The sequence below is a fragment of the Sphingomonas aerolata genome, assembly GCF_023935825.1.
In the GTDB taxonomy this organism is placed as follows: Bacteria; Pseudomonadota; Alphaproteobacteria; order Sphingomonadales; family Sphingomonadaceae; genus Sphingomonas; species Sphingomonas aerolata.
Map to the genome: position 1 here is coordinate 1,645,021 of NZ_CP098762.1, position 21,772 is coordinate 1,666,792.

The following is a 21,772-nucleotide window of genomic DNA, read 5'->3' on the forward strand; positions in this document are numbered from 1 at the left end:
GGCGCGGGGGTGCGTCAGCGGACGACCAGACGCGTATAGAGGTGCCAGGTCGCATAGCCGAGCCAGGGCAGCACGACCGCCAGCCCGATCGCGAGCGGGATCAGCCCGAGGACCAGCAGTCCGGCGACACGCGCACCCCAGCCGAACACCGCGCGCGGGTTGCGCCGCGCCGCCGCGAGCGAGGTGCGCAGCGCGAGGCCTGCATCGACCGGCTGATCGACGACCATCGGGAACGCGACCAGCGCGAAGACCAGCGTGGTGATCGCGAAGGGTGCGCCTGCCAGATTGCCGAGCAGGATCAGCGTCCACCCCTCCTGCGTGGTGAACAGCCGGCCTGCGACGTCGCCGATCCGCAGCGGCGCGGTCGCACCGAAGGTCAGGTCATAGACCGCATAGGCCGTCGCCAGCCATCCGACCATCAGCGCCGCGAGCCCGGCGGTGAGGATCGCGAGCGGCAGGCGGCTGCGTCCGTTGAGCGGATCGAGGAAATGCCACCAGCTCGAGTCGCGCCCCTCTTCGCGGCGGCGCGCGAGTTCGTAGAAGCCCGAGGCGGCAGCGGGCCCGAGGATCGAGAGGCCGGCAACCAGCGGGAAGAACAGCGGGAGCAGCGGCGCGTTGTACGTCACCACCGCGGCGACCAGACAGACGATCGGATAGAGCAGGCCGATCACGATCAGGTCGCCGCGCTTGGCGAGAAAATCCTTCCACCCCTCGGCGAGGGCCCAGCGCAGGTCGGCGGTGCCGATCTCGCGGATCTCGGGGATGGCGGGTGCTGGCGCGATGAAGCTGTGCGGATGGGTGGCCATGATCTGCTCTCCGTTCAGGGGGTGGCGTATATCCTCGTCATGCGGGGTATCGTTGGGCGGCGTGACCGAACGGCCGGTTCAGCCGCACGATCGCCCAGTTGAGCCAGGCCGCAAAGCTGACCCACAAGAGATAGGGCGCGATCAACAGGCTCGCGAAGCGGTCGATGGGCCAGAGCCCGACGACCAGCGCGACCAGCGACGCCCAGAGAAACACGACCTCGATCAGCGCCCAGTCGGGGCGCCGGGCGCGGAAGAAGAGCGGGCTCCACAGCAGGTGGAAGACCGCGTTGACCACGAACAGCGTCACCACCTCCGCGCGGGTCGCGGCGTCGGGCGCGGCGGTCCAGGCGATCGACGCGGACCAGGCGGCCAGGCCGAGGATGATCGTCCAGGCGGGACCGAACAGCCAGTTCGGCGGCTGCAACCGCGGCTTGCGCAGCGTGCGGTACCAGGGGCCGATCGGCGTCATCAAACCGCCGACGACGCAGAGCGCGATGGCGGCACTGCCGCTCACGACAATCGGGTTAAGCATTACATTGTCCATCTTGCCGAGTGTCCAATGCGTGTTACACCTTTGGCATGCGCGTGTCTTTCCCCTTTTCGGCGATCGTGGGTCAGGACGAGATGAAACGCGCGCTGCTGATCGCGGCGGTCGATGCGCGGATCGGCGGGGTGATGGTGTTCGGCGATCGGGGCACGGGCAAGTCGACCGCGGTGCGCGCGCTCGCCGCGCTGCTGCCGCCGGTGCGCGCCGACCAGGCGGGGTATCAGGACGGAACGCCGCGCAGCGGACAGGTGCCGGTGCCGTTCGTCGACCTGCCGCTCGGCGCGACCGAGGACCGGGTGGTCGGCGCGCTCGATCTCGAACGCGCGCTGGGCGCCGGGATCAAGGCGTTCGAGCCGGGGCTGCTCGCGCGTGCCAATGGCGGCTTCCTGTATATCGACGAGGTCAATCTGCTCGAGGATCATATCGTCGACCTGCTGCTGGACGTCGCCGCGTCGGGCGAGAATGTTGTCGAGCGCGAGGGGCTGAGCGTCCGCCATCCGGCGCGGTTCGTGCTGGTCGGCAGCGGCAATCCGGAGGAGGGCGAATTGCGACCGCAGCTGCTCGACCGGTTCGGGCTGTCGGTCGAGGTCCGCACGCCGCAGGATCTGGACCAGCGCGTCGAGATCCTGAAGCGCTGCGACGCGTTCGAGCGGTCGCCGTCGGCGTTCGTCGAGCACTGGGCGGCGGACGAGCGTGCGACGCTGGCGGCGATCGCGCGGGGGCGGGCGGGGTTGCCGAAGGTCGCGCTGCCCGACGCGGTGCTCGCCTTCGCGTCGCGGCTGTGTATCGCGGTGGGGGCTGACGGGTTGCGCGGCGAACTGACGCTGATGCGGGCGGCGCGGGCGCTCGCGGCACTCGACGCGGTGTCGGAGGTGACGCAGGCGCATGTCGCGACGATCGCGCCGATGGCGCTGCGCCATCGGCTGCGGCGCAACGTGCTCGACGAGACCGGGTCGACCGCGCGGATCCTGCGCGCGCTGGAGGAGGTGGCGGGGTGACCGGGCCGGCAGCGGGGGCGCCGGATCCGCTGGCCGATGCGCTGATCGCGGCGCGGCTCTGTGCTGCCGATCCCGGGCTTGGCGGCATCGCGCTGCGCGGCGGCGGCGCGCTGCGCGATGCGGTGATCGCGGCGCTGCGGTCGCATCTGCCGGCCGGTGCGCCGCTGCGGCGGGTGCCGGTCCATGTCGATGACGACCGGCTGTTCGGCGGGCTGGATCTGGTCGCGACGCTGGCCCAGGGGCGCGCGGTGCAGCGTGCGGGGCTGCTCGTCGAGGCGGCGGGCGGGGTGCTGGTGCTGGCGATGGCGGACCGGCTGTCCGATGCGGTGGCGGGGCGGATCGTCGCGGCGATGGACGGCGGCGGCGTCGGACGATGCCTTGTCGTGGCGCTCGACGACGGGATCGGTCCCGACGAGCGCCCGCCCGCGGCGCTGCTCGAACGGCTGGCGTTTCGCATCGACCTGCACGACGCGAAGTCCGTGGCGGCGATGCAGGGCGGGGAAGATTTTGGGGACGCGGGGACGCCGCCGACGTCCGAGGCTGTCCTTGCGACGCTGGTCGCGACGGCGGCCGCGCTCGGGATCGAGACCGCGCGCGCGCCGCTGTTCGCGTTGCGCGCGGCGCGGGCTGCGGCGCGGTGTGCGGGGCGCGACGTGATCGGCGATGGGGATCTTATGCTCGCCGCGCGGCTGGTGATCGCGCCGCGTGCGACGCGTCTGCCGGCCGAGCAACCGGACGACGCGCCGCCGCCACCCGAGCCGCAGCCGCCTGACGCGCCGCCGCCGGACGCGGGGGATCGCGACCAGCCGGAAGGCGAAACCCGGCCACTCGACGACGTCGTGCTGGAGGCCGCGCTCGCGGCGCTGCCGAAGGATGTGCTGGCGCAGATCGCGGCGGGGGGCGTACGGCGCGGGCGGACGCGCGCGTCGCGCGGTGCGGGCGAGCGGCGTCGATCGCCGGCGCGCGGTCGGCCCGTCGGGGTGCGCCCGGGCGTGCCGGGCGGGGGGCAGCGCCTGAGCCTGATCGACACGCTGCGCGCGGCGGCGCCATGGCAGCGGCTGCGGCGCACGGCGGACAGCGCGTCGCGGGTGCTGGTCCGCCGCGACGACCTGCGGATCCGCCGGTTCGAGACGCGCGCGGTATCGGTCACGATCTTCGTCGTCGACGCGTCGGGATCGGCGGCGTTGTCGCGGCTCGCGGAGGCGAAGGGCGCAGTCGAGCTGCTGCTGGCCGATTCCTATGTTCAGCGCGCGCAGGTCGCGCTCATCGCGTTCCGGGGCAATGGTGCGACTGTGCTGCTCCCGCCCACCCGGTCGCTGGCGCGCGCGCGTCGGTCGCTCGCCGAGCTGCCGGGCGGGGGTGGCACGCCACTCGCGGCGGGGCTGCGCGCCGCGATCGACGTCGCCGATGCGGCACGCGCGCGAGGCCAGACGCCGTTCGTCGTCCTGCTGACCGACGGGCGCGCGAACATCGCCGCGGATGGCCGGGCGGTGCGCAGCGTCGCCGCCGCGGATGCGAGCGCTGCCGCCACCGCGCTCGGCCGTGCGGGAATCGCTGCGGCATTTCTCGACATCTCCGCGCGGCCGGGGCCGGAGGGCGCGGCGCTCGCCGCGGCGATGCAGGCGCGCTATCTGCCGCTGCCACGCGCGGATGCGGTGCGGATGCACGCGGCGGTCCGCGCGGTGCAGCCCGCATGAGCGCGCCGCGCTGGAGCGTCGAGGGTCGCGACTGGCCCAATCGCGCCGCCAGCCGCTTCGTCACGGCCGGTGGCCTGCGCTGGCATGTCCAGACCTTTGCGCCCGAGGCGCCAGTAGTCCAGGACCCGCCCGCGACGATCCTCCTGCTCCACGGTACCGGGGCGGCGACGCATAGCTGGCGGACGCTCGCGCCGTTGCTCGGCCGGGAGTACCACGTCGTCGCGGTCGACCTGCCGGGGCATGGTTTCACCACCGGCCGCCCGGTCGGCGGCCTGTCGATCGCGGGCATGGCGGGTGCGGTCGCGACGTTGCTCGGTGCGCTGCAGGTCACGCCGCAGGTGATCATCGGCCATTCGGCGGGCGCGGCGATCGCGGCACGGCTGGCGATCGACGGCACGGCGTCCCCCGCGGCGATCATCGGGTTGAGTGCGGCGCTGCTGCCCTTTCCGGGGCTGGCCGCGACATTGTTCCCGACGATGGCGCGCGCGCTGTTCGTCAATCCGATCGCGCCGCATCTCTTCGCGCGGATCGCCCGCACCCCGGGCGAGACGGGTCGGTTCCTGTACCGGTCGACCGGATCGCGGATCGATGACGCGGGCGTGGCCTGTTATGCGGCGTTGCTCGGCACGTCGGCGCAGTGCGCGGGCGCGATCGGCATGATGGCGGCCTGGGATCTGGTCGGATTGCCGAGCCGCGCTTCGCCACCGCGATCATCGAGGAGCGCGATCTCGCGGGGATGGCGGACTGCAACGACGAGCTCGACCGCATCGTCGACCAGATGCTGTTGCGCCGGCCCGACATAAAGCTGCTGTTCCTCGTCGGCTCCTGCCCGTCGGAGGTGATCAAGCTCGACCTCTCGCGCGCCGCGGCCCGGCTGTCGGTGAAGCATGGCGGGACGACCCGGATCCTCAACTATTCGGGCAGCGGGATCGAAACGACCTTCACCGAGGGGGAGGATGCCTGCCTCGCGGCGCTGGTGCCCGGCCTCGCCGCCGACGCATCGGCGAAACCGAGCCTGATGATCGTCGGCGCGCTGCCCGATGTCGTCGAGGACCAGTTCCTCCGGCTGTTCGACGCGCTCGGCATCGGCCCCGTCCATATCCGGCCGAATTCGCCGCGCTGTCGGCGGGTCGCGCCGCCGCCCGGCCGAGCGTCTATGTCTGCGCGCAGGATCGCAGCGACAGCGGCGACGACGACCGCCGCGATGCGTCCGCCCCTGCCCGCCCCGAACGCGTGCAGATCATCGTCAACGCGCCGCCCACCGGCGACGGCCCGGACACCAGCCAGGAGGAGATCGCGACATGGACGAGGCGTATGCTGGAGGGCGTTTCGCAGGCGGGACTTTCGCTCGATCTGGCGCCCTCGACCGTCATGACGACGCCGCACGCGTTCGAGGCACTGTGTCCCTCGACGGGTGGAGCCCTTTATGGACGGGCCTCGCACGGGTGGGCGGCGTCCTTCCGCCGGCAGGGCAGCCGGACACGGATCCCTGGGCTCTATTGCGCGGGCGGGAGCACCCACCCCGGCGCGGGCGTCCCGATGGCGGCGCTTTCCGGCCGGCTAGCCGTCGACTGCCTGCTCAGGGACCACGCTTCGACGTTCGTGTCGATGCCCAGGGCTATGCCTGGTGGTATGTCGACGCGACCAGCGCGGACGGCGCCCATGGGCTGACGATCATCGCCTTCATCGGCAGCGTCTTCTCGCCCTATTACAAGCTCAGCGGCCGCGCGAAAGACCATCACGCCTGCCGCCGATTGCAGCAGATGCGCGCAGGTCCGCGAGCCGACGACGAGGAAGAACGCGTCCTGGATCTTGCGATGCAGCCAGATGATCCCGGTGAGCCCGCAGAACACCTCGCGCTGGCCGCGCTCGCGCAGCACGGGCGTGGCATCGCATCCGGTCCGGCCGAAATGCTGCGCGGTTGCCAGGGGGGCGGTTGGCAGGGGGGTAAAAAGCGGGGCGGTCATGACGCGACCAGGCTCGCCGGTGCGCGCTGCAACCGCGCGGCCCGCAGCTTGATCAGGAACTGCGCGGCATTGATCACGTAGCTCGCATAGGCCGCGAGCGCGAGCCACATGCGTCCCGCCTCGCTGCCGAAGTCGCGGGCGAGCGCGACGAGATAGGCGGTGTGCAGCGCGAGCACGAGCATGCTCACCACGTCCTCCCAGAAGAAGGCGGGGGCGAACAGCCATTGGCCGAACACCTGCTTCTCCCAGATCGCGCCGGTGATCATGATCGCGTAGAGCGCGCCCGTCTTGACCACGATCGATATCGTGGCGGCGACCACGCCGTCGCCCGTCGCGAGATAGCGCAGCACCAGCGTCAGGCTGACGAGGAAGACCAGGAACTGGATCGGGGCAAGCACCCCCTGGACCAGTGTCCAGGCCGACGAGTCGCGGCGCTCGCGCTGGTCCGGCGTGTAGAGCGGGGCGGCTGCTCGGCCGGAGCCCGGGACGGCCGTGCCGCCCTGCCGATCTGCCGGAGAAAGGTCGTTCGCTCGCATCGCGCCCCGCCTGCCCAAGTTCCGATCGGACTTTACGCCCGCCCCTCAAAAAGTGTCAAGTTATTTGGACGTCCACGATCTGGAACAGATTGTGCGATGCAGCAAAACCGTCCGGTTGTCAGTCAATTGCAAGTGGGATATGCTGCAAGTCGCCGCTAATCTGCCAAATGCAGGTCCCGGTCTGTAGTTGTTGGCGTGTCGACCAGGCTGGGGAGAGCCGGTAATGGCAGCGGTTACTCACTATTCGCGCGGTTTCCGGTGGAGCACCGGGTCGTTCGCACGTCGGGACTGGAGCGATGGCCGCCGAGATCTTGGTCCGGGGCCGCGTCGCGATGACGGGGACTATGATCGCCCTTTGTCTGCGCTGATCGAATGCGAGATCATTCCGCGGCTGATGGCGGCGCATGCCAGTGCGGCGATGCCCTCCGCCGAGATCGGGACGGATGGCCCGATCGACAGCGTCGAGGTGGGCATCTTCGCGCCGCTGGTGATGCAGGTCGATGCCGACCGCCTGCTTGCGCATATCGAGATGATCCTCGACCGCGGTGTCTCGGTCGAGACGGTCATGGTCGATCTGCTCGCACCCGCCGCGCGCCTGCTCGGTGAATATTGGGATGATGATCGCTGCGATTTCGTCGATGTGACGATGGGGTTGTGGCGGCTGCAGGAAGTCGTGCACGAGATTGCCGGTCGCATGCCGAACATCCGGACAGATCCGGGCGACCGGCATCGAGCATTATTCGCGTCGCTGCAGGGCGATCATCACAGCTTCGGGACGATCGTCCTCGACGAGGTCTTTCGGCATGGCGGCTGGCTGACGGACCGGATCAACGACGCGGAAACGCCCGTGTTGCTGGATGCCGCGACGGCGGATTGGTTCGATATCATCGGATTGACGATCAGTTGCGACTGCCATATCGCCGGACTTGCTTCGATCATTGCTGCGTTGCGAAGGGTTTCGCGAAATCCTCGTGTCTGCATCATGGTCGGCGGTGCGATTTTCAATGCAGACCCGGATCTCGCCACCAAAGTCGGCGCCGATGGTACCGCGTCCGATGCGAAACTCGCGCTGAAAATGGCCGGCGATCTTCTCCGCGAAAGCGCATGGGGGACCACGGCGTGTAATTGATTGCTGCAGATTGGAGCGCGACGCTCGTCGATGGACAAGACTATCGCCTCTTCCCCGCATCTGGCCTTCGCCCGCCCCGACGCCGCGCCCGGGGCCCTGAGCGCGCGCGTGGCCGCGTCGCTGCTCGCGGCCGTCGGCGACGTCGCCTTCATCCTTGCCGCCGATGGGCGGATCCTCGACGTTGCGGTGTCGCAGGGTGATCTTGCCAATCACGGCTTTGCCGGCTGGGTCGGCGAGCGCTGGATGGACACGATGACGGTCGAAAGCCGTCCCAAGGCGGCCGAGATGCTCGCGGCAGCGGGCCGCCCCGAACCCCCGCGCTGGCGACAGGTGACGCATCCCGCGGCGGGTGGCGACGTGCCGGTCCGCTATCTGGTGATGTCGCTCGGCACACCCGATCGACTCGTCGCGATCGGTCGCGACCTGCGCGGCGCGGCGGCGACGCAGCAGCGGCTGCTGCAGACTCAACAGGCGCTGGAGCGCGACTATATCCGCCTGCGCCAGGCCGAGACGCGGTACCGGATGCTGTTCGACATGGCGTCCGATGCGATCCTGGTCGTCGATGCCGGCTCGCGCCGTATCCGCGAGGCGAATCCGGCGGCGCTGCGGCTACTCGATGCCGCCGCCGATACGCTGGTCGGAGCGCCGGTCAGCACGATCGTCGACCCGCATGATCGCGACGACCTGGTCGCGCATCTCGGGGCGGCGGAGGCGGCGGACGATGTCGCACCGGTCGCGCTGCGCCTGAACGATCGCGCGGTCGACGTGCGGATCGATGCGAAGCTGTTCCGTCAGGCGCGCAGCCCGTCGCTGATCGTCCGGATCGAGGCGGTCGAGCCGGTCGTCGGTGCGCGTCGGCACGAGGCGACGCTCGGCGACGTGGTCGAGCGCATGCCCGATTCGTTCGTGCTGGTCGATCGCGACTTGGTGGTCCTGACCGCGAATGCCGCCTTTGTCGAACTGACCGAAATGCCGTCGATCGAGCGGCTGATCGGCGCGCGGCTGGGCGCGTGGCTGGGCCGGCCGGGCATCGATCTCGAGCTGATCGTCGCGCAGCTGCGTGAACATGGCTCGGTCCGCAACGTCGCGACGATCCTGCGCGGCGCGGCGGGTGCGCAGGCCGAGATCGAGGTGTCCGGCGTGGTCGCGCCGATGGGCGGCAGCGAGTGTTTCGGCTTCACGATCCGCCATGTCGGACGTCGCCTGCGCCAGGTGCCGCTGGTCGCGCACGACACGCCGCGATCGGTCGAGCAGCTGACCGAGCTGGTGGGGCGCATGTCGCTGAAAGAGATCGTGCGCGAGAGCACCGATCTGATCGAGCGGCTCTGCATCGAGGCGGCGCTGGCCTATACGTCGGATAATCGCGCGTCCGCGGCGGAGGTGCTCGGCGTGAGTCGGCAAAGCCTCTATTCCAAGCTGCACCGCCACGGCCTTGGCAATCTCGTGTCGGGCGACGGCTGAACGCGCGAGGTCATCGGCATTGGTGTCAACATATATTGACAGATAAGGGTGTCTGATCCTAGCTTTGCGACATGGATCGCCTGTCCGCTTCCCGTGTCGCGATGCCGCCGCCCGCGGCTCGCGACGTGCTGGAGCTGCTCAAGCCGGTCACCTGGTTTCCACCGATCTGGGCGTTCCTGTGCGGGGTCGTGTCGTCGGGCGTTCCGCTGGGCGATCGCTGGCCGTTTCTTGTCGGGGGTGTCCTGCTGACGGGGCCGCTGGTCTGTGGGACGAGCCAGGCGGCCAATGACTGGTTCGACCGCCATGTCGATGCGATCAACGAGCCGCTGCGGCCGATCCCGTCGGGGCGGATCGCCGGCAGTTGGGGCTTGTGGATCGCGATCGCGGGCAGCCTGATCTCGGCAGCGGTTGGGGCGGCGATGGGGCCGCTGGTGTTCGCGGCGACCGGCGTCGCGCTGGCCTGCGCCTGGGCCTACAGCGCGCCGCCGTTCCGGTTCAAGGCGAGCGGGATCTGGGGGCCCGCGGTGGTGGCGCTGACCTATGAGGGGCTGACCTGGTTCACGGGCGCGGCGTCGATGACGGGCGGCTGGCCCGACGTTGCGGTGCTGGTCATACTCGGCCTCTACACCGCCGGCGCGCACGGCATCATGACGCTCAACGATTTCAAGGCGGTCGAGGGCGACCGGATGATGGGGTTGCGCTCGCTGCCGGTCGTGCTGGGGGTGGATCGCGCCGCCCGGCTGGCCTGTATCGTCATGGCGGTCCCGCAGGTCGCGGTGATCGGCTTGCTGGCGTTGTGGGGGCACGGGCTGATCGCGCTGTTGGTCGCAGCGTTGCTGGTGGGGCAATTGGCGCTGATGGTGCGTCTGCTGCGCGATCCGCTCAAGAACACGCCGTGGTATAATGCGACCGGCACGACGCTCTATGTCCTCGGGATGCTGGCGTCGGCGTTCGGGCTCGGCGGGGTAGCGGGGTTGTGAGCGCGGTCCCGCTCGGCTGGCTCGGTATCGTGCGGATCGGGCTGGTGCAGAGCGCGATCGGCGCGATCGTGATGCTGGCGACGTCGCTGCTCAACCGCGTGATGGTGGTCGAATATGCGCTGCCCGCGGCGCTCCCCGCCGGTCTGGTCGCCTGGCATTATGCGGTCCAGCTGTCGCGACCGGTCTGGGGGCATGGTTCGGATCGCGGCGCGCGGCGGACACCTTGGATCATAGGGGGCATGGCGGTGCTCGCGCTTGGCGCCTTGCTCGCGGTCGGTGCGCTGCCGCTTCTTGCCGCACGCGCGCCCGGGGGGCTGGCGCTGGCGATTGCCGCGTTTGCGATGATCGGCATGGGCGTGGGCGCGGCGGGCACGTCGCTGCTGGCGTTGCTCGCGACCCGAGTCGCGCCCGAGCGGCGCGCGGCGGCGGCGGCGATCACCTGGATCATGATGGTCGCGGGGATCGCGGTGACGGCGGGGATAGCCGGTGCGCTGCTCGAACCCATTTCCGCTGCGCGGCTTAGCCGGGTCGCGGCCGGCGTCGCGGGGTGCGCGTTCGCGCTCGCGGTGGTGGCGCTTCTCGGCGTCGAGGGGGCTGCACCGTCCAGGGCGCTCGCCACGCCGGTTGAAGCGTCGCGGCGAGGGGAGCGATCGGCTAACCTGACGACGGCGTTGCGGACGATCTGGGCCGATAGCGAGGCGCGCCGCTTCACGCTCTTCGTCTTCGTCTCGATGCTGGCCTATGCGATGCAGGACCTGATCCTCGAGCCGTTCGCCGGGCTGGTGTTCGGGCTCGCGCCCGGTGCCTCGACGCAGCTGTCCGGGGTGCAGCACGGGGGTGTGCTTGTCGGGATGATCGTCGCGGGGGGCGGCGGCGGGGCGTTTGGCGGCGGGCGGGGTGAAGGCGGGGAGACGCGCGGGCTGCGCTGGTGGATCGGTGGCGGGTGTCTCGGGTCGGCGGCGGCGCTGGCCGGGCTCGCGCTGGCGGCGCGGGTCGGGCCGGGCTGGCCGCTGACCGCCAATGTCGCGCTGCTCGGCCTGGCCAATGGCGTCTTTGCGGTCGCGGCGATCGGCGCGATGATCGCGCTCGCGGGACGCGGGCAGGCAGAGGGGCGAGATCAGGCGGGACTCCGCATGGGCGTGTGGGGCGCGGCACAGGCGATCGCCTTCGGGCTTGGCGGGCTGCTCGGCGCGACGGGCGTCGATCTCGGGCGGAGCCGGATCGACTCGCCCGCCACCGTCTTCACCCTGGTCTTCCTGGCCGAGGCGCTGGTCTTCGTCGTTGCCGCAGCGCTGGCGATGCGCAGGCCTGGTCGCCGGCAGGACATGACGCCAGTCGCGCGCGCGCGCGGCGGCGGCATGACGACCTATGACTGCGTCGTCGTCGGCGGCGGTCCGGCCGGGGCGACCGCCGCTGCCGAACTGGCGCAGGCGGGGCGATCGGTGCTGCTGCTCGATCGCGCGGGCCGGATCAAGCCGTGCGGCGGCGCGATCCCGCCGCGGCTGATCCGTGATTTCGCGATTCCCGATCATCTGATCGTCGGGCGGGCGCGAACCGCGCGGATGATCGCGCCGTCGCGGCGTGCGGTCGACATGCCGGTCGATCCGAGCGGCGCGGGCGGCTATGTCGGCATGGTCGACCGCGACACGTTCGACGAGTGGCTGCGCGACCGCGCTGCCAAACAGGGCGCTGAGCGGCGCACCGGGCGGTTCGAGGCGATCGTCCGCGACGGCGATGGTGGCGCACAGGTCCGCTATACCGATGGCGAGGGCGATCATCGCGTCCGCGCGCGGTGCGTGATCGGTGCGGACGGCGCCCGGTCGCGCGTCGCCGAGGCGGTGTTCGACGATGCGGTGCGCAACCCGTGCGTCTTCGCCTATCACGAGGTGATCCGTACGCCGCAACCCGGCACCGCGGCGTTCGACCGCACCCGGTGCGACGTCTTCTATCAGGCCGAATTTTCGCCCGACTTCTACGGCTGGCTGTTCCCGCATGGCGATACCGCGAGCATCGGCGTCGGCAGCGCGCACAAAGGGCATGGTTTGCGTGACGCGACCAGCCGGTTGCGCGTGCGGCTCGGGCTCGAATCGTGCGTGACGCTGCGTCGCGAGGGTGCGCCGATCCCGCTCCGCCCGTTGCGGCGATGGGATAATGGCCGCGACGTGCTGGTGATCGGCGATGCCGCGGGGGCGGTCGCGCCGGCCTCGGGCGAGGGGCTCTATTACGCGATGCTGTCCGCGCGGTTCGCCGCCGAGGCGGTCGATACCTTCCTCGCCAGCGGCGACCCCAGGGCGCTCGGCGCGGCGCGGCGGCGGTTCATGCGCGCGCACGGGCTGGTGTTCCGCATCCTCGCGATCATGCAGCATTTCTGGTACCGCGACGATCGCCGCCGCGAACGCTTCGTGGCGATGTGCGCCGACCGCGACGTCCAGCATCTGACCTGGCATGCCTATATGAATAAGCGGCTGATCTATGCACGGCCGCTCGCCTATGCGCGGATCTTCGTCAAGGACATGCAGCATCTGCTGCAGACTGCGAGCTGATACACGATGGATAGGGTCTGGATCTTTCCGGTGTGCATCGCGGCGTTGCTCGCGACATTGGTGGCACTGGTGGGCGCGACAATCATCGACACCGGATCCTGGTATGGAGGTCTGCTCAAGCCGCATTGGGCACCGCCCGACGCCGCCTATGGGCTGGCCTGGACCGCGATCTACAGCTGCACCGCCCTGGCGGGCGTGACGGGGTGGCGGGCGATTGCGGGGTGGCGCGAGCGCGAATGGCTGCTCGGCCTGTTTGCGGGCAACGGGTTTCTCAACATCCTGTGGAGCCTCGTCTTCTTCCGCCTGCAGCGGCCCGACTGGGCGTTCGCGGAGATGGTCGTGCTCTGGCTGTCGATCCTGTTGCTCATCGTCATACTGGCCCGGCATTCGCGGTCCGCGGCAGCGCTGTTGCTGCCCTATCTGCTGTGGGTGGGGTTCGCGGGTTACCTCAATCTGGCGATCGTCCAGCTCAACGGCCCCTTTTCCTGACCTGGCTGTTCGCCAGCGGGCACGCGGTCGACATCGTGCTGGGGGTTCTCGCCCTCGAACTTCTCTGGCTGCGACGGCAGGGGTGGAGCATGGCGACCGCGGCGCTCCGGCTGGCGCCAGGCATGCTGATGCTGTTCGCGCTGCGCGCCGCGCTGATCGGGCTGGACTGGCGCTGGATCGCGGTGCCGCTCATCGTGTCGCTTCCGGTCCATCTCGCCGATCTGGCGCGGACGGCACGGGGCTGAGTGTCGGTTAGCCAGGGTGCAGGACCGGGCCTGGCGTTTCACACCCTGCTCTGCGGCGACCGGACCATGGTCACGGGGTCAAGCGAAGCTGCGACCGATCCCGCCCGTTCCCGCAACAGGCAGGAGCGGGACCGGTGGGGCAGGGGCGGCGGTTCTGCTCAGCCGCCGGCTTGCAGATAGGCGATCACGTCGGCGCGTTTCTGCGGATCGGGGATGCCCGGGAACGCCATCTTGGTACCCGGGACGACGCGTTGCGGTTTTTCGAGATACTGGAACAGCTTTTCGGGGGTCCAGGTGATCCCGCTATTCTTGTTGGCGGCGGAATAGGTGTAGCCGGCGACCGTTCCCGCGGCCCGGCCGACCACCTCATGCAGCGAGGGGCCAATCTTGTTCACGCCGGCGTCGATCGCGTGGCAGGTCTGGCAGGTGATGAACGCGGTCTTCCCCTTGGCGGCATCGCCCGTATAGCCGGCAAATTTGACGCCGCTGAGCGTATCGACATTATCGGGAGCCGGAGCGGCGGCGGTTGCGGTCGCCGCCGGCGCGGCAGCCTCAGTCGGAGCCGCGGCGTTTGCGGTAGCGGCTTCCGGCGCGGCGGCAGCGGTTTCGCCCGCGGCGGGCTCCTCGGCCGCCTTTTTCGAGCAGGCTGAGAGCGCCGTCGCCGAGAGCGCGACGCAAAGTGCGACATTTCCAAACCGAATCGTGGATGCTGATTTCATAATCCTGCTCCTCTCGACCAAGCGCCGGGTCCGCATACCAGGCTGTACACTGTCTATTATTCTTCACAGTATCTGCCGTCCAACACTTTGTTTCAGCAACTGTAAGGAGCGGCCCCCGGAAAGGCGTCGGAGAGCGCGGGGATGCGCCGGAGATAGCGACCGCGAAATGCGCGGCATGGTTCGATATCGCGACGTGCCGGGCGATGTATGACAATGCGGCCGCCCGCTATCCGACGCTCGATCTGCTCACGCTGTTGGGCAGGCTGCGTGTTGCGGGGACGGCGGAACGTCCCGCACCGGTGTGGGACTGCAAGACAACCACCGCGATGCCGATGACCGCCCCCGCCACCGGCATCGCCCACGCCATGGCCAGCAGTTGTCCGCCGCCGGTCTCGCCGAGCGGGGCGGTGCCGGTCCAGCCGGCTAGCGCCAGGCCCTGACCGAACAGCGCACCGCCGATCCCGCCACCCAGCTTCAGCGTCAGGAGCAGCAATGCGACCGGCACCGCCTCGAGCCGGACCCCGGTTCGGCGCTCGCCGTGATCGATCGCGTCGGCGAGCAGCGCCCAGATCATCATCTGCACGCCGGCATTGCCCGCACCGAACAGCGCGATCCCCGCCATCATGCCGCGCGGTCCCGTCGCGAACACCGCCGATCCGACCGCGACGAGGATCAGCGCGACCGCAAGTATGCCGTGCTGGCTGGCACGCCGGCTCGCTCCGACCCAGACCGGCAGCATGACGAGTTGCGACAGCGCAAGGGTCGTGAGCGCGCGCGCGGTCCAGTCGGGGTCGTGGATCACCCCCTTGCCGATATAGGCGAAGGATCGCGCAAAGACCGGCAGCGTCAGCGCCTGCGCGAAACCGAACACCAGCAGCGCACAGAACGGACGATTGCCGAGAATCCAGACCCGGAGCGGCGTTTGCGGGATGGGCGGGGTTCGCGGCGGCGCTGGGGCGGCGGCGGGCCCCGATGCGGCGGCCAGCCACAAAGTCGCGACATAGGCGAGGGCGGCACAGGCCGTGGTGACGATAAGGCGATGACCGCCTGCAAGCCCGGGGTCGACAAAGGCGGGGGCGGACCCGGCGACCGCCAGCGCGCCGAGGCAGCTGAACATGTACCGCAAGGCCGACAGCGTCGTCGCGGCACCACGCGGTCCGGTCATCCGCATCATCAGCGCATTATGCGCGACATCGCAGGTCGCATAGGCGGTGCGGAAAACCAGTACGAGGCTGATCGCCCAGGGAATTATGAAGGCGGGTTGGGGAGTCGGGAGGAGGAAGAGGATGGTGAAGGGGATGGTGACGACAGGGGCGGCGATGACGAGCAGGCGGCGGTAGAGCCCCGCGCGGTCGGTGGCGCGGTCGAGCAGGCGGCCGAGCAGCGGGTTGCACAGCCCATCCCAGACCAGCCCGAGCATCACGATCAGCCCGGCGGCGAGCGGCGATATCCCCCAATATTCGGTCAGCGTGAACATCAGGAAGACGTCCATCGTCGACGCGAGCAGGTTCTTGCCGAAATTGCCGCTCGCATAGCCGAGCATCCGCGCCGTGGCAGGCGGCGCGGCGGCGGCGTTATCGGGGGTGGAGCATGCCATCGACCGCGACCCTAGCGCGGCTGTCTTGCAGTTGCGGGACATTTTGCGAGCGCGGTGCCTGCGTCGTGACGATCAGCGTGCCGCCGCGCATCAGATCCGCATGATCGATCCGCGTTTGCGACAGCGCGCGTCCGTCCAGGGTCACCCGTTGCACGACGCCGTCGGCGGGCCCGTCGCGGCGGATGCTGAGCACGCGCCCCTTGCCGAGATCGAGACGGACCCGTTCGAACGCGGGCGTCGTCGGGACGTACCATGGCTCTCCCGGCACGAGCGGATAGAGCCCGAGCGTCGCGAAGACGTACCAGGCGGTCATGCCGCCCGCGTCATCGTCCATCCCGTCGGCAAATCCCTGCGGTGCCAGCGCGAAGCTGGGCCCGACGAACGGCACCGCGAGCTTGCCGCTGTTGGTATAGGGATGCGCGATCGGCCGGGTCAGGATCGTCCGGACGAGATCCGCGGTCGGCCGGGGCTCGCCCAGCGCGGCGAACATCCAGGGGACGTGGATGTCGGGCTCGTTCGTCATGTTGAACAGGCCCTGCCCGAAGAAGGTCTGGAGTTCGCCCAGCAGCTGCGCGCGCCCGACGGTCTGGGTGATCCAGTCGAGATCGAAGACCGGCGCCCAGCGATATTGCCACAGCGTGCCCTGGTAGAGCCCGCGCGCCTTTACGACGTCGCCGTCCGCGCCGGGCGACTGGAACACCGATCGCCACATCGGGCGGTAGGACAGCGCCTTGGCGGTGAAGCGCGCGGCGAGATCGGTGCGGCCGAGATCGCGTGCGAGTTCGGCGGTCGCCCAGTCGTCATAGGCGGCCTCGATCTGTTCGTCGGGGGTGCCGCGCTTGAGCGTGGCGCTGTCCACGACCATGCCGGCGAGCGCCGCGCCCGCGTCGAACGCGATCCCCTTGCGGTGCATATCGAGCAGCGCGATCCCGGCATGTTCGGTGCGCACCGTCAGGAAGGGTTCGTTGCGGGTCGACCATTGCGGCTTGCCGCCGGCATAGAGCGCGACCAGCGAGGCGGCGATGTCGGCGCTGCGTTCGGGCTGGAGCAACGCCAGCAGCGGCATCTGCGTGCGGTAATTGTCCCAGAGCGACCAGCTGGCATAGCGCGTCGTGCCCTTGGGGGAGACGGCGATGCGGCCGGTCTTGTCGCGGTGCCGGCCGTCCGGATCGTCGATCGCGACCGGGGTCTGCATGACGCGGTAGAGCGAGGTGTAGAACAGCGCGCGGCGGTCGCGCGGACCGTTCGGCACGACCCGCCCGAGCACGCGGTTCCAGTCGGACCGGGTCGCCGCGGCGATGGTCGCGAACGGCCGGTCGCCGAGTTCGGTGTCGCGGGTCAGCGCCGCGCCGCCGCCGTCGACGCTCGACAGGCCGGTGCGGATCTCGATCCGGTCCCCCGCCTGGGCGACGAGGCGGAGCGTCGCCAGATCGCCAGCGCCGACACTTAGCCGGCGATGCACGAGGTGGCCGTTGACCCGGATCCGGCTGGCGGTGTGGAGCCGATAGGCACCCTGGTCGCAGACGGTGCCCGCGACGAGATCGGCACGCAGGTCGTCGCTGTCGAGGCGTGCCCAGTTGGCCGAGAGCCGTTTGGCATAGCTGCGCCGCGGGTCGATCCGCAGGTCGAGCGTGCCCGCGCGCGGCACGGTGAAGCGCAGCACGCCGCCGCCGCGCGTCGCGGTCGTCTCGGCAAGGATGCCGCCGTCGTAGCGGACGCTGTAGGTGCCGGCGCGCGCGCGTTCGCTGGTCTTGTCGACTTTTGCGGGAGCAGCATCGCCGCCGGCATAGCGTAGCGCGATCATCAGGTCGCCGCCCGCACCGCCACAGCCGACGCCGACGCCGCGCGTGTGCGAGAAGCCGAGCAACGTGGTGGCCGCGTGATCATAGCCGGCGTGGTTGGCGGGGCTGGTGTCGGGGCCGAGCTGGACCATGCCGAACGGCGCGACCGCGGCGGGGGTGAGCTGGCCGAAATCGGCGAGTGTTCCGACGAAGGGGTCGACGAGATCGGCTGGGGTGTCCTGGGCGGAGACGGCTGCGGGAACTAGCAGCATGGTCAGGACGAGCGGATGGGTGAGGATGCGTCTCGACCGTGACGGCCGGAACGGGGTCGGGATGGCGGGGAGGCACGCGCGTTGTCCCCGATCATTGGTGTTCCCCAACTGGGCCCCGGCCTTCGCCGGGGTGGGGGTTGGGGTTGGGGAGTTTGTGTTTGCGGGGTCTGACCGCTGAAAGACACTGGTCATGGGTCGAGCGGATCGCGGGGATCCTGGCGGAGCGACTGGCGCGACGGGCGGAATTCGAGGTCGTAGACGGACAGCCGCCGGCCGATCGTGCCGGGCATGTAGCCGAGCTCGGCGGTGTTGCGCGTGGTGAAGGTCGGGCTTTCGATATAGGCGCTCTGCTGCGCGTCGGTGACGATCAGCGTCGGCCGGTCGAGCGGGATGCCGAGCGCGACCATCCGCCGCGTGGCGTTGCGCAGATTGGTCGTCGTGTGCCGCGCATAGGGTTCGAGGATGATGCGATCGGCGGGGATCGCGTAGCGCTCGATCAGCGCGCGGCGGATCTCGACGGCTTCGACGAAGCGGGTGCCGCGCGGGTGGACCGCGCTGCCCGAGACGAGGATGAACGGGGCGAGCCCCTGGCGATAGCGTTGCGCGGCGAGCAGCGCGTGGAGCTTGCTGCGCGGGCTGAGCCGTGTGGCGCTGTCCTCCGGCCCGACGCCGGGGACGATCAGCGCGGTATAGCGGAACGCGGCCCAGTCGGTGCGGGCGGCCGCGGCGCGCGCGCCGGCATTCTCGCGGTCGTCGAGCGGTTCGAACAGCGTCGCCGCGGTCGCGTCGTTGCCATCGAGCAGCGCGAGCGCCAGCGCGACGCTGCCGTCGAGCGTGTCGGGTGCGGCGCCCGAGGCGGCGCGGGCGAACTCGATGCCGACCGCGATGCCGTCGGCGAAATACGGGACCGCGGGGGTAAAGACGGGGCCGTCAATCGCCGGATAGCGTGACGGATGGCCGAGCCCATAGATCCGCAGCACCGCGTTCAGCCCGTCGAGCTCGGCATCGATCGCCGCGACCGGTGCGAGGTCCGCGTTCGCCGCGAGCGGCGGCAGCCCGCGCTTGCCCGCGAGCCGGTCGAGGATCGCGACGAGCGCGGCGCGGTCCTCGGCCGTCCAGATCGCCGCCTCGATCGTGCAGGCGGCGGTGGTGCCGCACGCCGCGCGCCGCGCCGTGCGCGCACCCTGCAGCGTGCGCATCGCCGGGTCGCGGTCGAGTGCCTGTGCCCAGCCCGGCGTCGTGCGCAACGCGACGAGCCGGGGAAACAGGCGCTGCGAGAGTCCGTCGATCGGGGCGTCGGGGGATTGCCCGACCGCCCCGACCTGCCCGGTCGTTGCCGGCGCCGGTCCCTGCGCGCCGAGCGGTACCGATGCGCTGCCCGCCAGCGCCACCGCGAGGATCATCCGCAGGCCGGTCACCAGGACTTGCTGACCACGAGGCGGACGTTGCGGCCGAAGATCGGGCGGCCGTAGATCGCGTCGGCGGTGCCCTGGCCGCTGAGCTGGTCGGTGCGCGTATTGCCCTCGGTCAGGCCCTTGGCGTTGAAGATGTTGTCGCCGACGACCTGCATCTGCCACGTGTCGCGCGTCAGCGTGATGCCCGCGCCGACCGTCCCATAGGCGGGCAGCGCGGTGTTGTTGAAGAAATCGACATAGCGTTTCCCGACATATTCGTAGCGACCATAGAGCTGGACCGCATTGCCCGCGATGTCGAAATCGACCGAGGGGCGGATATTGCCATAGACCTTGGGTTCGCGGACGAGCTGGTTGCCCTCGACATCGCCCGCGCTGGCGCCGTTCGCGTTGACGAGGCTCTTGTACTTGGGATCGCTGACCGTGACCGCACCGGTGATCGCAAAGCCGTAGGGCAGCGCGAGATTGCCGTCGATCTCGATCCCCTTGATGTCCGCCTTGCCGACGAACGGGACCGACTGGTCGTTGCGGCCGGTGACGGGGTCGAGCGCGACGAACGAGGCGTTGAGCGGGTCGTAGCGCGTGTAGAAGCCGATGACATAGAGATAGGACCGGCCGAACGCCGCCTTCAGCCCGACCTCATACTGGTTGGCCTTGGGCGTCAGGATCGTCGGGTTGATCTGATAGGTGACCTGCGTCGAAGGCGGGGTTTCGAGATGCGAGGCGCGCGCATAGGCGCCGAGATGCCGGGTGACGTCGTAGTTGATGCCCGCGGTCCAGTTGGTGATGTCGGGCGCGAGCGAGGAGCGGATGATCTGGCCGGTAAAGGCGCGCACGGCATTGTCGGCGAGCGTCGTCGGGTCGCCGAGATTGGCCGAGGTCGTCGCAAAGGCATAGCCGTCGAAGCTGTAGCGTTCGTGACGGATGCCGCCGTCGATCTTCAGCCCCGGGGTCAGTTCCCAGGTGTCGTTGGCGTAGAAGGCGTACATCGACGCGTCGGTGTTGCCGCGGTTGAGCGTGGTCGTGTAGCGCAGCACGCCATTGTCGGTCACCGAACCGAGCGCCTGGCCGGCGGCGTTATAGGCGATCAGGTCGAGCGTGCGCGGCTTGCCGCGGACCTCGAGCAGATAATCCTGATAGGCGACCTCGTTGGTTTCGCCATACAGGCTGCCATAGACGCCGACGCGCAGGTCGTGCGTGCCGAAGCCGGTCGCGATCGATCGGGTGACGCTGAGATCGCCCTGGGTCGAGTAGAATTTCGACGTGACGTCGCGGAACTGCGCGGGGACGACCAGGCCGGAGGCCGTATTGGGGTCATAGACCTCGGCGCCGTCGGTGCCGGCGATCGCATAGCCGAGGCGGGTGACGCCCGCGCCGAAGGCGGTGCGTGCGGCGGTCAGATAGCTGCCCGCAAAGGCGGTCGAGTCGGACGGATTGCTGGTCGAATAGAGCGCGTTGAAGTGGAGCTTGCCGATGCTGACCCCGCCCTTGGCGGCAACCTTCCAGCCGTCGTAATCGGCGTCGTACTGAACGCCGACATTGCCGAACTGCGTATGGCGGCCATTGCCGAGATCGGCGCCGACGTTGCGCGTCGTGCCATCGGCCTCGCGGTAGCGGATCGTCGCGTTGCGCAATGCGGGCGAGTTCATCGTGCCGCTGAAGAAGTCGATATACTGGTTGAGCGACTTGGACGGATCGCGCGGGTCGGCGGTCGGGATCGGCAGGTAGAAGACGTTGTGGTCGTTCAGGTAATTGCCCGACACGCGCAGCGACCCGTTCGAGAAGTCATGCTTGATGTTGGCGCGGACCTGGCCACCGCGGTCGTTGGGGAAGCCGTTGTCGCGATAGCCGTCGTGGCGGCGGAGGAAGCCGCCGATCGCGTAATAGGTCGAATCGTCGATCGGCCCGGCCTGATAGCCGTCGATCCGGTAGAGGCCGGTGTCGCCGAGCGTGAGCTGCGCCTTGCCGCGCACCGTGTCGGTGCCCGAGACGGTGATGTTGTTGACGATCGCGGCGGCATAGCTCGCATAGACCGGGGCGGGGCCGCCGCGCACGACCTCGACGCGCTGCGTCATCAGGTCGAAGCGGTTGAGGCTGTCGCCGCGGAAGAAGTTGCCGTCATTCTCGTGGAACAGCGGCAGCCCGTCCTGCTGGAAGGTGACGAGGCCGCCGTCGCTGGGCAGACCGCGCAGCCGGATGATGTTCTGGACCTCGCCACCGGTATTCTCGACCGCGAACCCCGGCAGCTTGCCGAGCAGATCGGCGAAGTTGAGCGGCGCGAGCTTCTGGATATCGGCATTGCTGAGCGAGTTGACCGCATAGGAGACATCGAAGCGACGCTGCTCGCGTGCCGAGCCGGTAACGATGATGTCGGTGCCGGCGACGGGTTCAGCCTGAGCGGGGTCTGCCTGCGCGGGGTCGCTGGCCTGGTCGGCAGCGGTCGCGGTCGTAGGAGCTGAAGATGCCGTCTGCGCCCAGGCCGGCGTCTGTGCCGCAATCCCCAGCGCGATCAGCGCACATCCCGAACGCAAGCCGTGTTTTGTCATGATTGTTTCTCCCACCCGATTGATATGTCAGCCGTTGGTCGGGGAAT

Annotated in this window: 17 protein-coding genes and 2 pseudogenes; 10 read left to right on the forward strand and 9 right to left on the reverse strand. The window is 69.7% G+C overall.

Annotated features, from left to right (window positions below):
• Positions 1-14 precede the first annotated feature (14 nt).
• Positions 15-806 (reverse strand): DUF2189 domain-containing protein, encoded by a 792-nt coding sequence (locus NEF64_RS07755; protein WP_031393235.1) that lies wholly within the window; start codon positions 804-806, stop codon positions 15-17.
• A gap of 37 nt (positions 807-843) precedes the next feature.
• Positions 844-1,338, reverse strand: a complete 495-nt coding sequence (locus NEF64_RS07760; protein ID WP_031393234.1) for a TspO/MBR family protein — start codon at positions 1,336-1,338, stop codon at positions 844-846.
• Between the two features lie 47 nt (positions 1,339-1,385).
• On the opposite strand from NEF64_RS07760, the gene NEF64_RS07765 reads away from it, so the two are divergent.
• From NEF64_RS07765 to NEF64_RS07780, 4 genes and pseudogenes are all read left to right on the forward strand, one after another.
• Positions 1,386-2,351, forward strand: a complete 966-nt coding sequence (locus NEF64_RS07765) for a magnesium chelatase ATPase subunit I (RefSeq protein ID WP_056409352.1) — start codon at positions 1,386-1,388, stop codon at positions 2,349-2,351.
• Positions 2,348-4,048, forward strand: coding sequence for a magnesium chelatase subunit D (locus tag NEF64_RS07770; RefSeq protein WP_056409355.1), 1,701 nt, complete (start codon positions 2,348-2,350; stop codon positions 4,046-4,048). Before NEF64_RS07765 ends, NEF64_RS07770 begins: the two co-directional genes overlap by 4 nt.
• Positions 4,045-4,851 (forward strand): alpha/beta fold hydrolase BchO, encoded by an 807-nt coding sequence (bchO, locus tag NEF64_RS07775; protein WP_252574762.1) that lies wholly within the window; start codon positions 4,045-4,047, stop codon positions 4,849-4,851. The genes NEF64_RS07770 and bchO overlap by 4 nt, the downstream gene beginning before the upstream one ends.
• Positions 4,734-5,192: pseudogene (locus tag NEF64_RS07780) on the forward strand (nitrogenase component 1); the annotation flags it as partial. The gene bchO and the pseudogene NEF64_RS07780, both read left to right, overlap by 118 nt.
• 586 nt (positions 5,193-5,778) lie before the next feature.
• On the opposite strand, the pseudogene NEF64_RS07785 reads toward NEF64_RS07780, so the two are convergent.
• A pseudogene (locus NEF64_RS07785) lies at positions 5,779-6,015 on the reverse strand (hypothetical protein); the annotation flags it as partial.
• The gene (gene bchF, locus NEF64_RS07790) at positions 6,012-6,551 is read right to left on the reverse strand and encodes a 2-vinyl bacteriochlorophyllide hydratase (protein WP_056409390.1); all 540 of its coding nucleotides are present in this window, start codon (positions 6,549-6,551) and stop codon (positions 6,012-6,014) included. The pseudogene NEF64_RS07785 and the gene bchF, both read right to left, overlap by 4 nt.
• Positions 6,552-6,906: 355 nt before the next feature.
• Here bchF and NEF64_RS07795 point away from each other — a divergent pair, with 355 nt between their 5' ends.
• The 6 genes from NEF64_RS07795 (at position 6,907) to NEF64_RS07825 (ending at position 13,398) form a co-directional block, all read left to right on the forward strand.
• Positions 6,907-7,680, forward strand: a complete 774-nt coding sequence (locus NEF64_RS07795; RefSeq protein WP_252574764.1) for a cobalamin B12-binding domain-containing protein — start codon at positions 6,907-6,909, stop codon at positions 7,678-7,680.
• A 30-nt stretch (positions 7,681-7,710) separates the two neighbouring features.
• A complete protein-coding gene (gene ppsR / locus NEF64_RS07800; RefSeq protein ID WP_056409395.1) occupies positions 7,711-9,141 on the forward strand; it encodes a transcriptional regulator PpsR in 1,431 nt (476 codons plus the stop codon).
• Positions 9,142-9,212: 71 nt separating this feature from the next.
• Positions 9,213-10,121 (forward strand): chlorophyll synthase ChlG, encoded by a 909-nt coding sequence (chlG, locus tag NEF64_RS07805; RefSeq protein ID WP_252574766.1) that lies wholly within the window; start codon positions 9,213-9,215, stop codon positions 10,119-10,121.
• On the forward strand, positions 10,118-12,664 hold the full coding sequence (locus NEF64_RS19305; protein ID WP_320466538.1) for a geranylgeranyl diphosphate reductase: 2,547 nt from the start codon (positions 10,118-10,120) through the stop codon (positions 12,662-12,664). The genes chlG and NEF64_RS19305 overlap by 4 nt, the downstream gene beginning before the upstream one ends.
• A 6-nt stretch (positions 12,665-12,670) precedes the next feature.
• On the forward strand, positions 12,671-13,153 hold the full coding sequence (locus tag NEF64_RS07820; protein WP_056409398.1) for a TspO/MBR family protein: 483 nt from the start codon (positions 12,671-12,673) through the stop codon (positions 13,151-13,153).
• An 89-nt stretch (positions 13,154-13,242) separates the two neighbouring features.
• Complete coding sequence (locus tag NEF64_RS07825; protein WP_200912220.1) at positions 13,243-13,398, forward strand: hypothetical protein; 156 nt, start codon at positions 13,243-13,245, stop codon at positions 13,396-13,398.
• Positions 13,399-13,556: 158 nt separating this feature from the next.
• Here the strand turns inward: NEF64_RS07825 and NEF64_RS07830 are convergent, their stop codons facing one another.
• From NEF64_RS07830 to NEF64_RS07850, 5 genes are all read right to left on the reverse strand, one after another.
• A complete protein-coding gene (locus NEF64_RS07830) occupies positions 13,557-14,117 on the reverse strand; it encodes a c-type cytochrome (protein WP_056409401.1) in 561 nt (186 codons plus the stop codon).
• Positions 14,118-14,343: 226 nt separating this feature from the next.
• The gene (locus tag NEF64_RS07835) at positions 14,344-15,714 is read right to left on the reverse strand and encodes an MFS transporter (RefSeq protein WP_252574767.1); all 1,371 of its coding nucleotides are present in this window, start codon (positions 15,712-15,714) and stop codon (positions 14,344-14,346) included.
• A complete protein-coding gene (locus NEF64_RS07840) occupies positions 15,692-17,767 on the reverse strand; it encodes a glycoside hydrolase domain-containing protein (protein WP_082447065.1) in 2,076 nt (691 codons plus the stop codon). Before NEF64_RS07840 ends, NEF64_RS07835 begins: the two co-directional genes overlap by 23 nt.
• A gap of 188 nt (positions 17,768-17,955) precedes the next feature.
• On the reverse strand, positions 17,956-19,185 hold the full coding sequence (locus tag NEF64_RS07845; protein ID WP_156360489.1) for a YdcF family protein: 1,230 nt from the start codon (positions 19,183-19,185) through the stop codon (positions 17,956-17,958).
• A complete protein-coding gene (locus NEF64_RS07850) occupies positions 19,182-21,725 on the reverse strand; it encodes a TonB-dependent receptor (RefSeq protein ID WP_056409404.1) in 2,544 nt (847 codons plus the stop codon). The genes NEF64_RS07845 and NEF64_RS07850 overlap by 4 nt, the downstream gene beginning before the upstream one ends.
• Positions 21,726-21,772 lie beyond the last annotated feature (47 nt).

Excerpts from the sequence above, each read along its gene's own strand:
- NEF64_RS07755 (WP_031393235.1), bottom strand. The coding sequence starts at position 806 with ATGGCCACCCATCCGCACAGCTTCATCGCGCCAGCACCCGCCATCCCC.
- NEF64_RS07760 (WP_031393234.1), bottom strand. The coding sequence starts at position 1,338 with ATGCTTAACCCGATTGTCGTGAGCGGCAGTGCCGCCATCGCGCTCTGC.
- NEF64_RS07765 (WP_056409352.1), top strand. The coding sequence starts at position 1,386 with ATGCGCGTGTCTTTCCCCTTTTCGGCGATCGTGGGTCAGGACGAGATG.
- bchO (WP_252574762.1), top strand. The coding sequence starts at position 4,045 with ATGAGCGCGCCGCGCTGGAGCGTCGAGGGTCGCGACTGGCCCAATCGC.
- bchF (WP_056409390.1), bottom strand. The coding sequence starts at position 6,551 with ATGCGAGCGAACGACCTTTCTCCGGCAGATCGGCAGGGCGGCACGGCC.
- ppsR (WP_056409395.1), top strand. The coding sequence starts at position 7,711 with ATGGACAAGACTATCGCCTCTTCCCCGCATCTGGCCTTCGCCCGCCCC.
- chlG (WP_252574766.1), top strand. The coding sequence starts at position 9,213 with ATGGATCGCCTGTCCGCTTCCCGTGTCGCGATGCCGCCGCCCGCGGCT.
- NEF64_RS07820 (WP_056409398.1), top strand. The coding sequence starts at position 12,671 with ATGGATAGGGTCTGGATCTTTCCGGTGTGCATCGCGGCGTTGCTCGCG.
- NEF64_RS07825 (WP_200912220.1), top strand. The coding sequence starts at position 13,243 with ATGGCGACCGCGGCGCTCCGGCTGGCGCCAGGCATGCTGATGCTGTTC.
- NEF64_RS07830 (WP_056409401.1), bottom strand. The coding sequence starts at position 14,117 with ATGAAATCAGCATCCACGATTCGGTTTGGAAATGTCGCACTTTGCGTC.
- NEF64_RS07835 (WP_252574767.1), bottom strand. The coding sequence starts at position 15,714 with ATGGCATGCTCCACCCCCGATAACGCCGCCGCCGCGCCGCCTGCCACG.
- NEF64_RS07840 (WP_082447065.1), bottom strand. The coding sequence starts at position 17,767 with ATGCTGCTAGTTCCCGCAGCCGTCTCCGCCCAGGACACCCCAGCCGAT.
- NEF64_RS07850 (WP_056409404.1), bottom strand. The coding sequence starts at position 21,725 with ATGACAAAACACGGCTTGCGTTCGGGATGTGCGCTGATCGCGCTGGGG.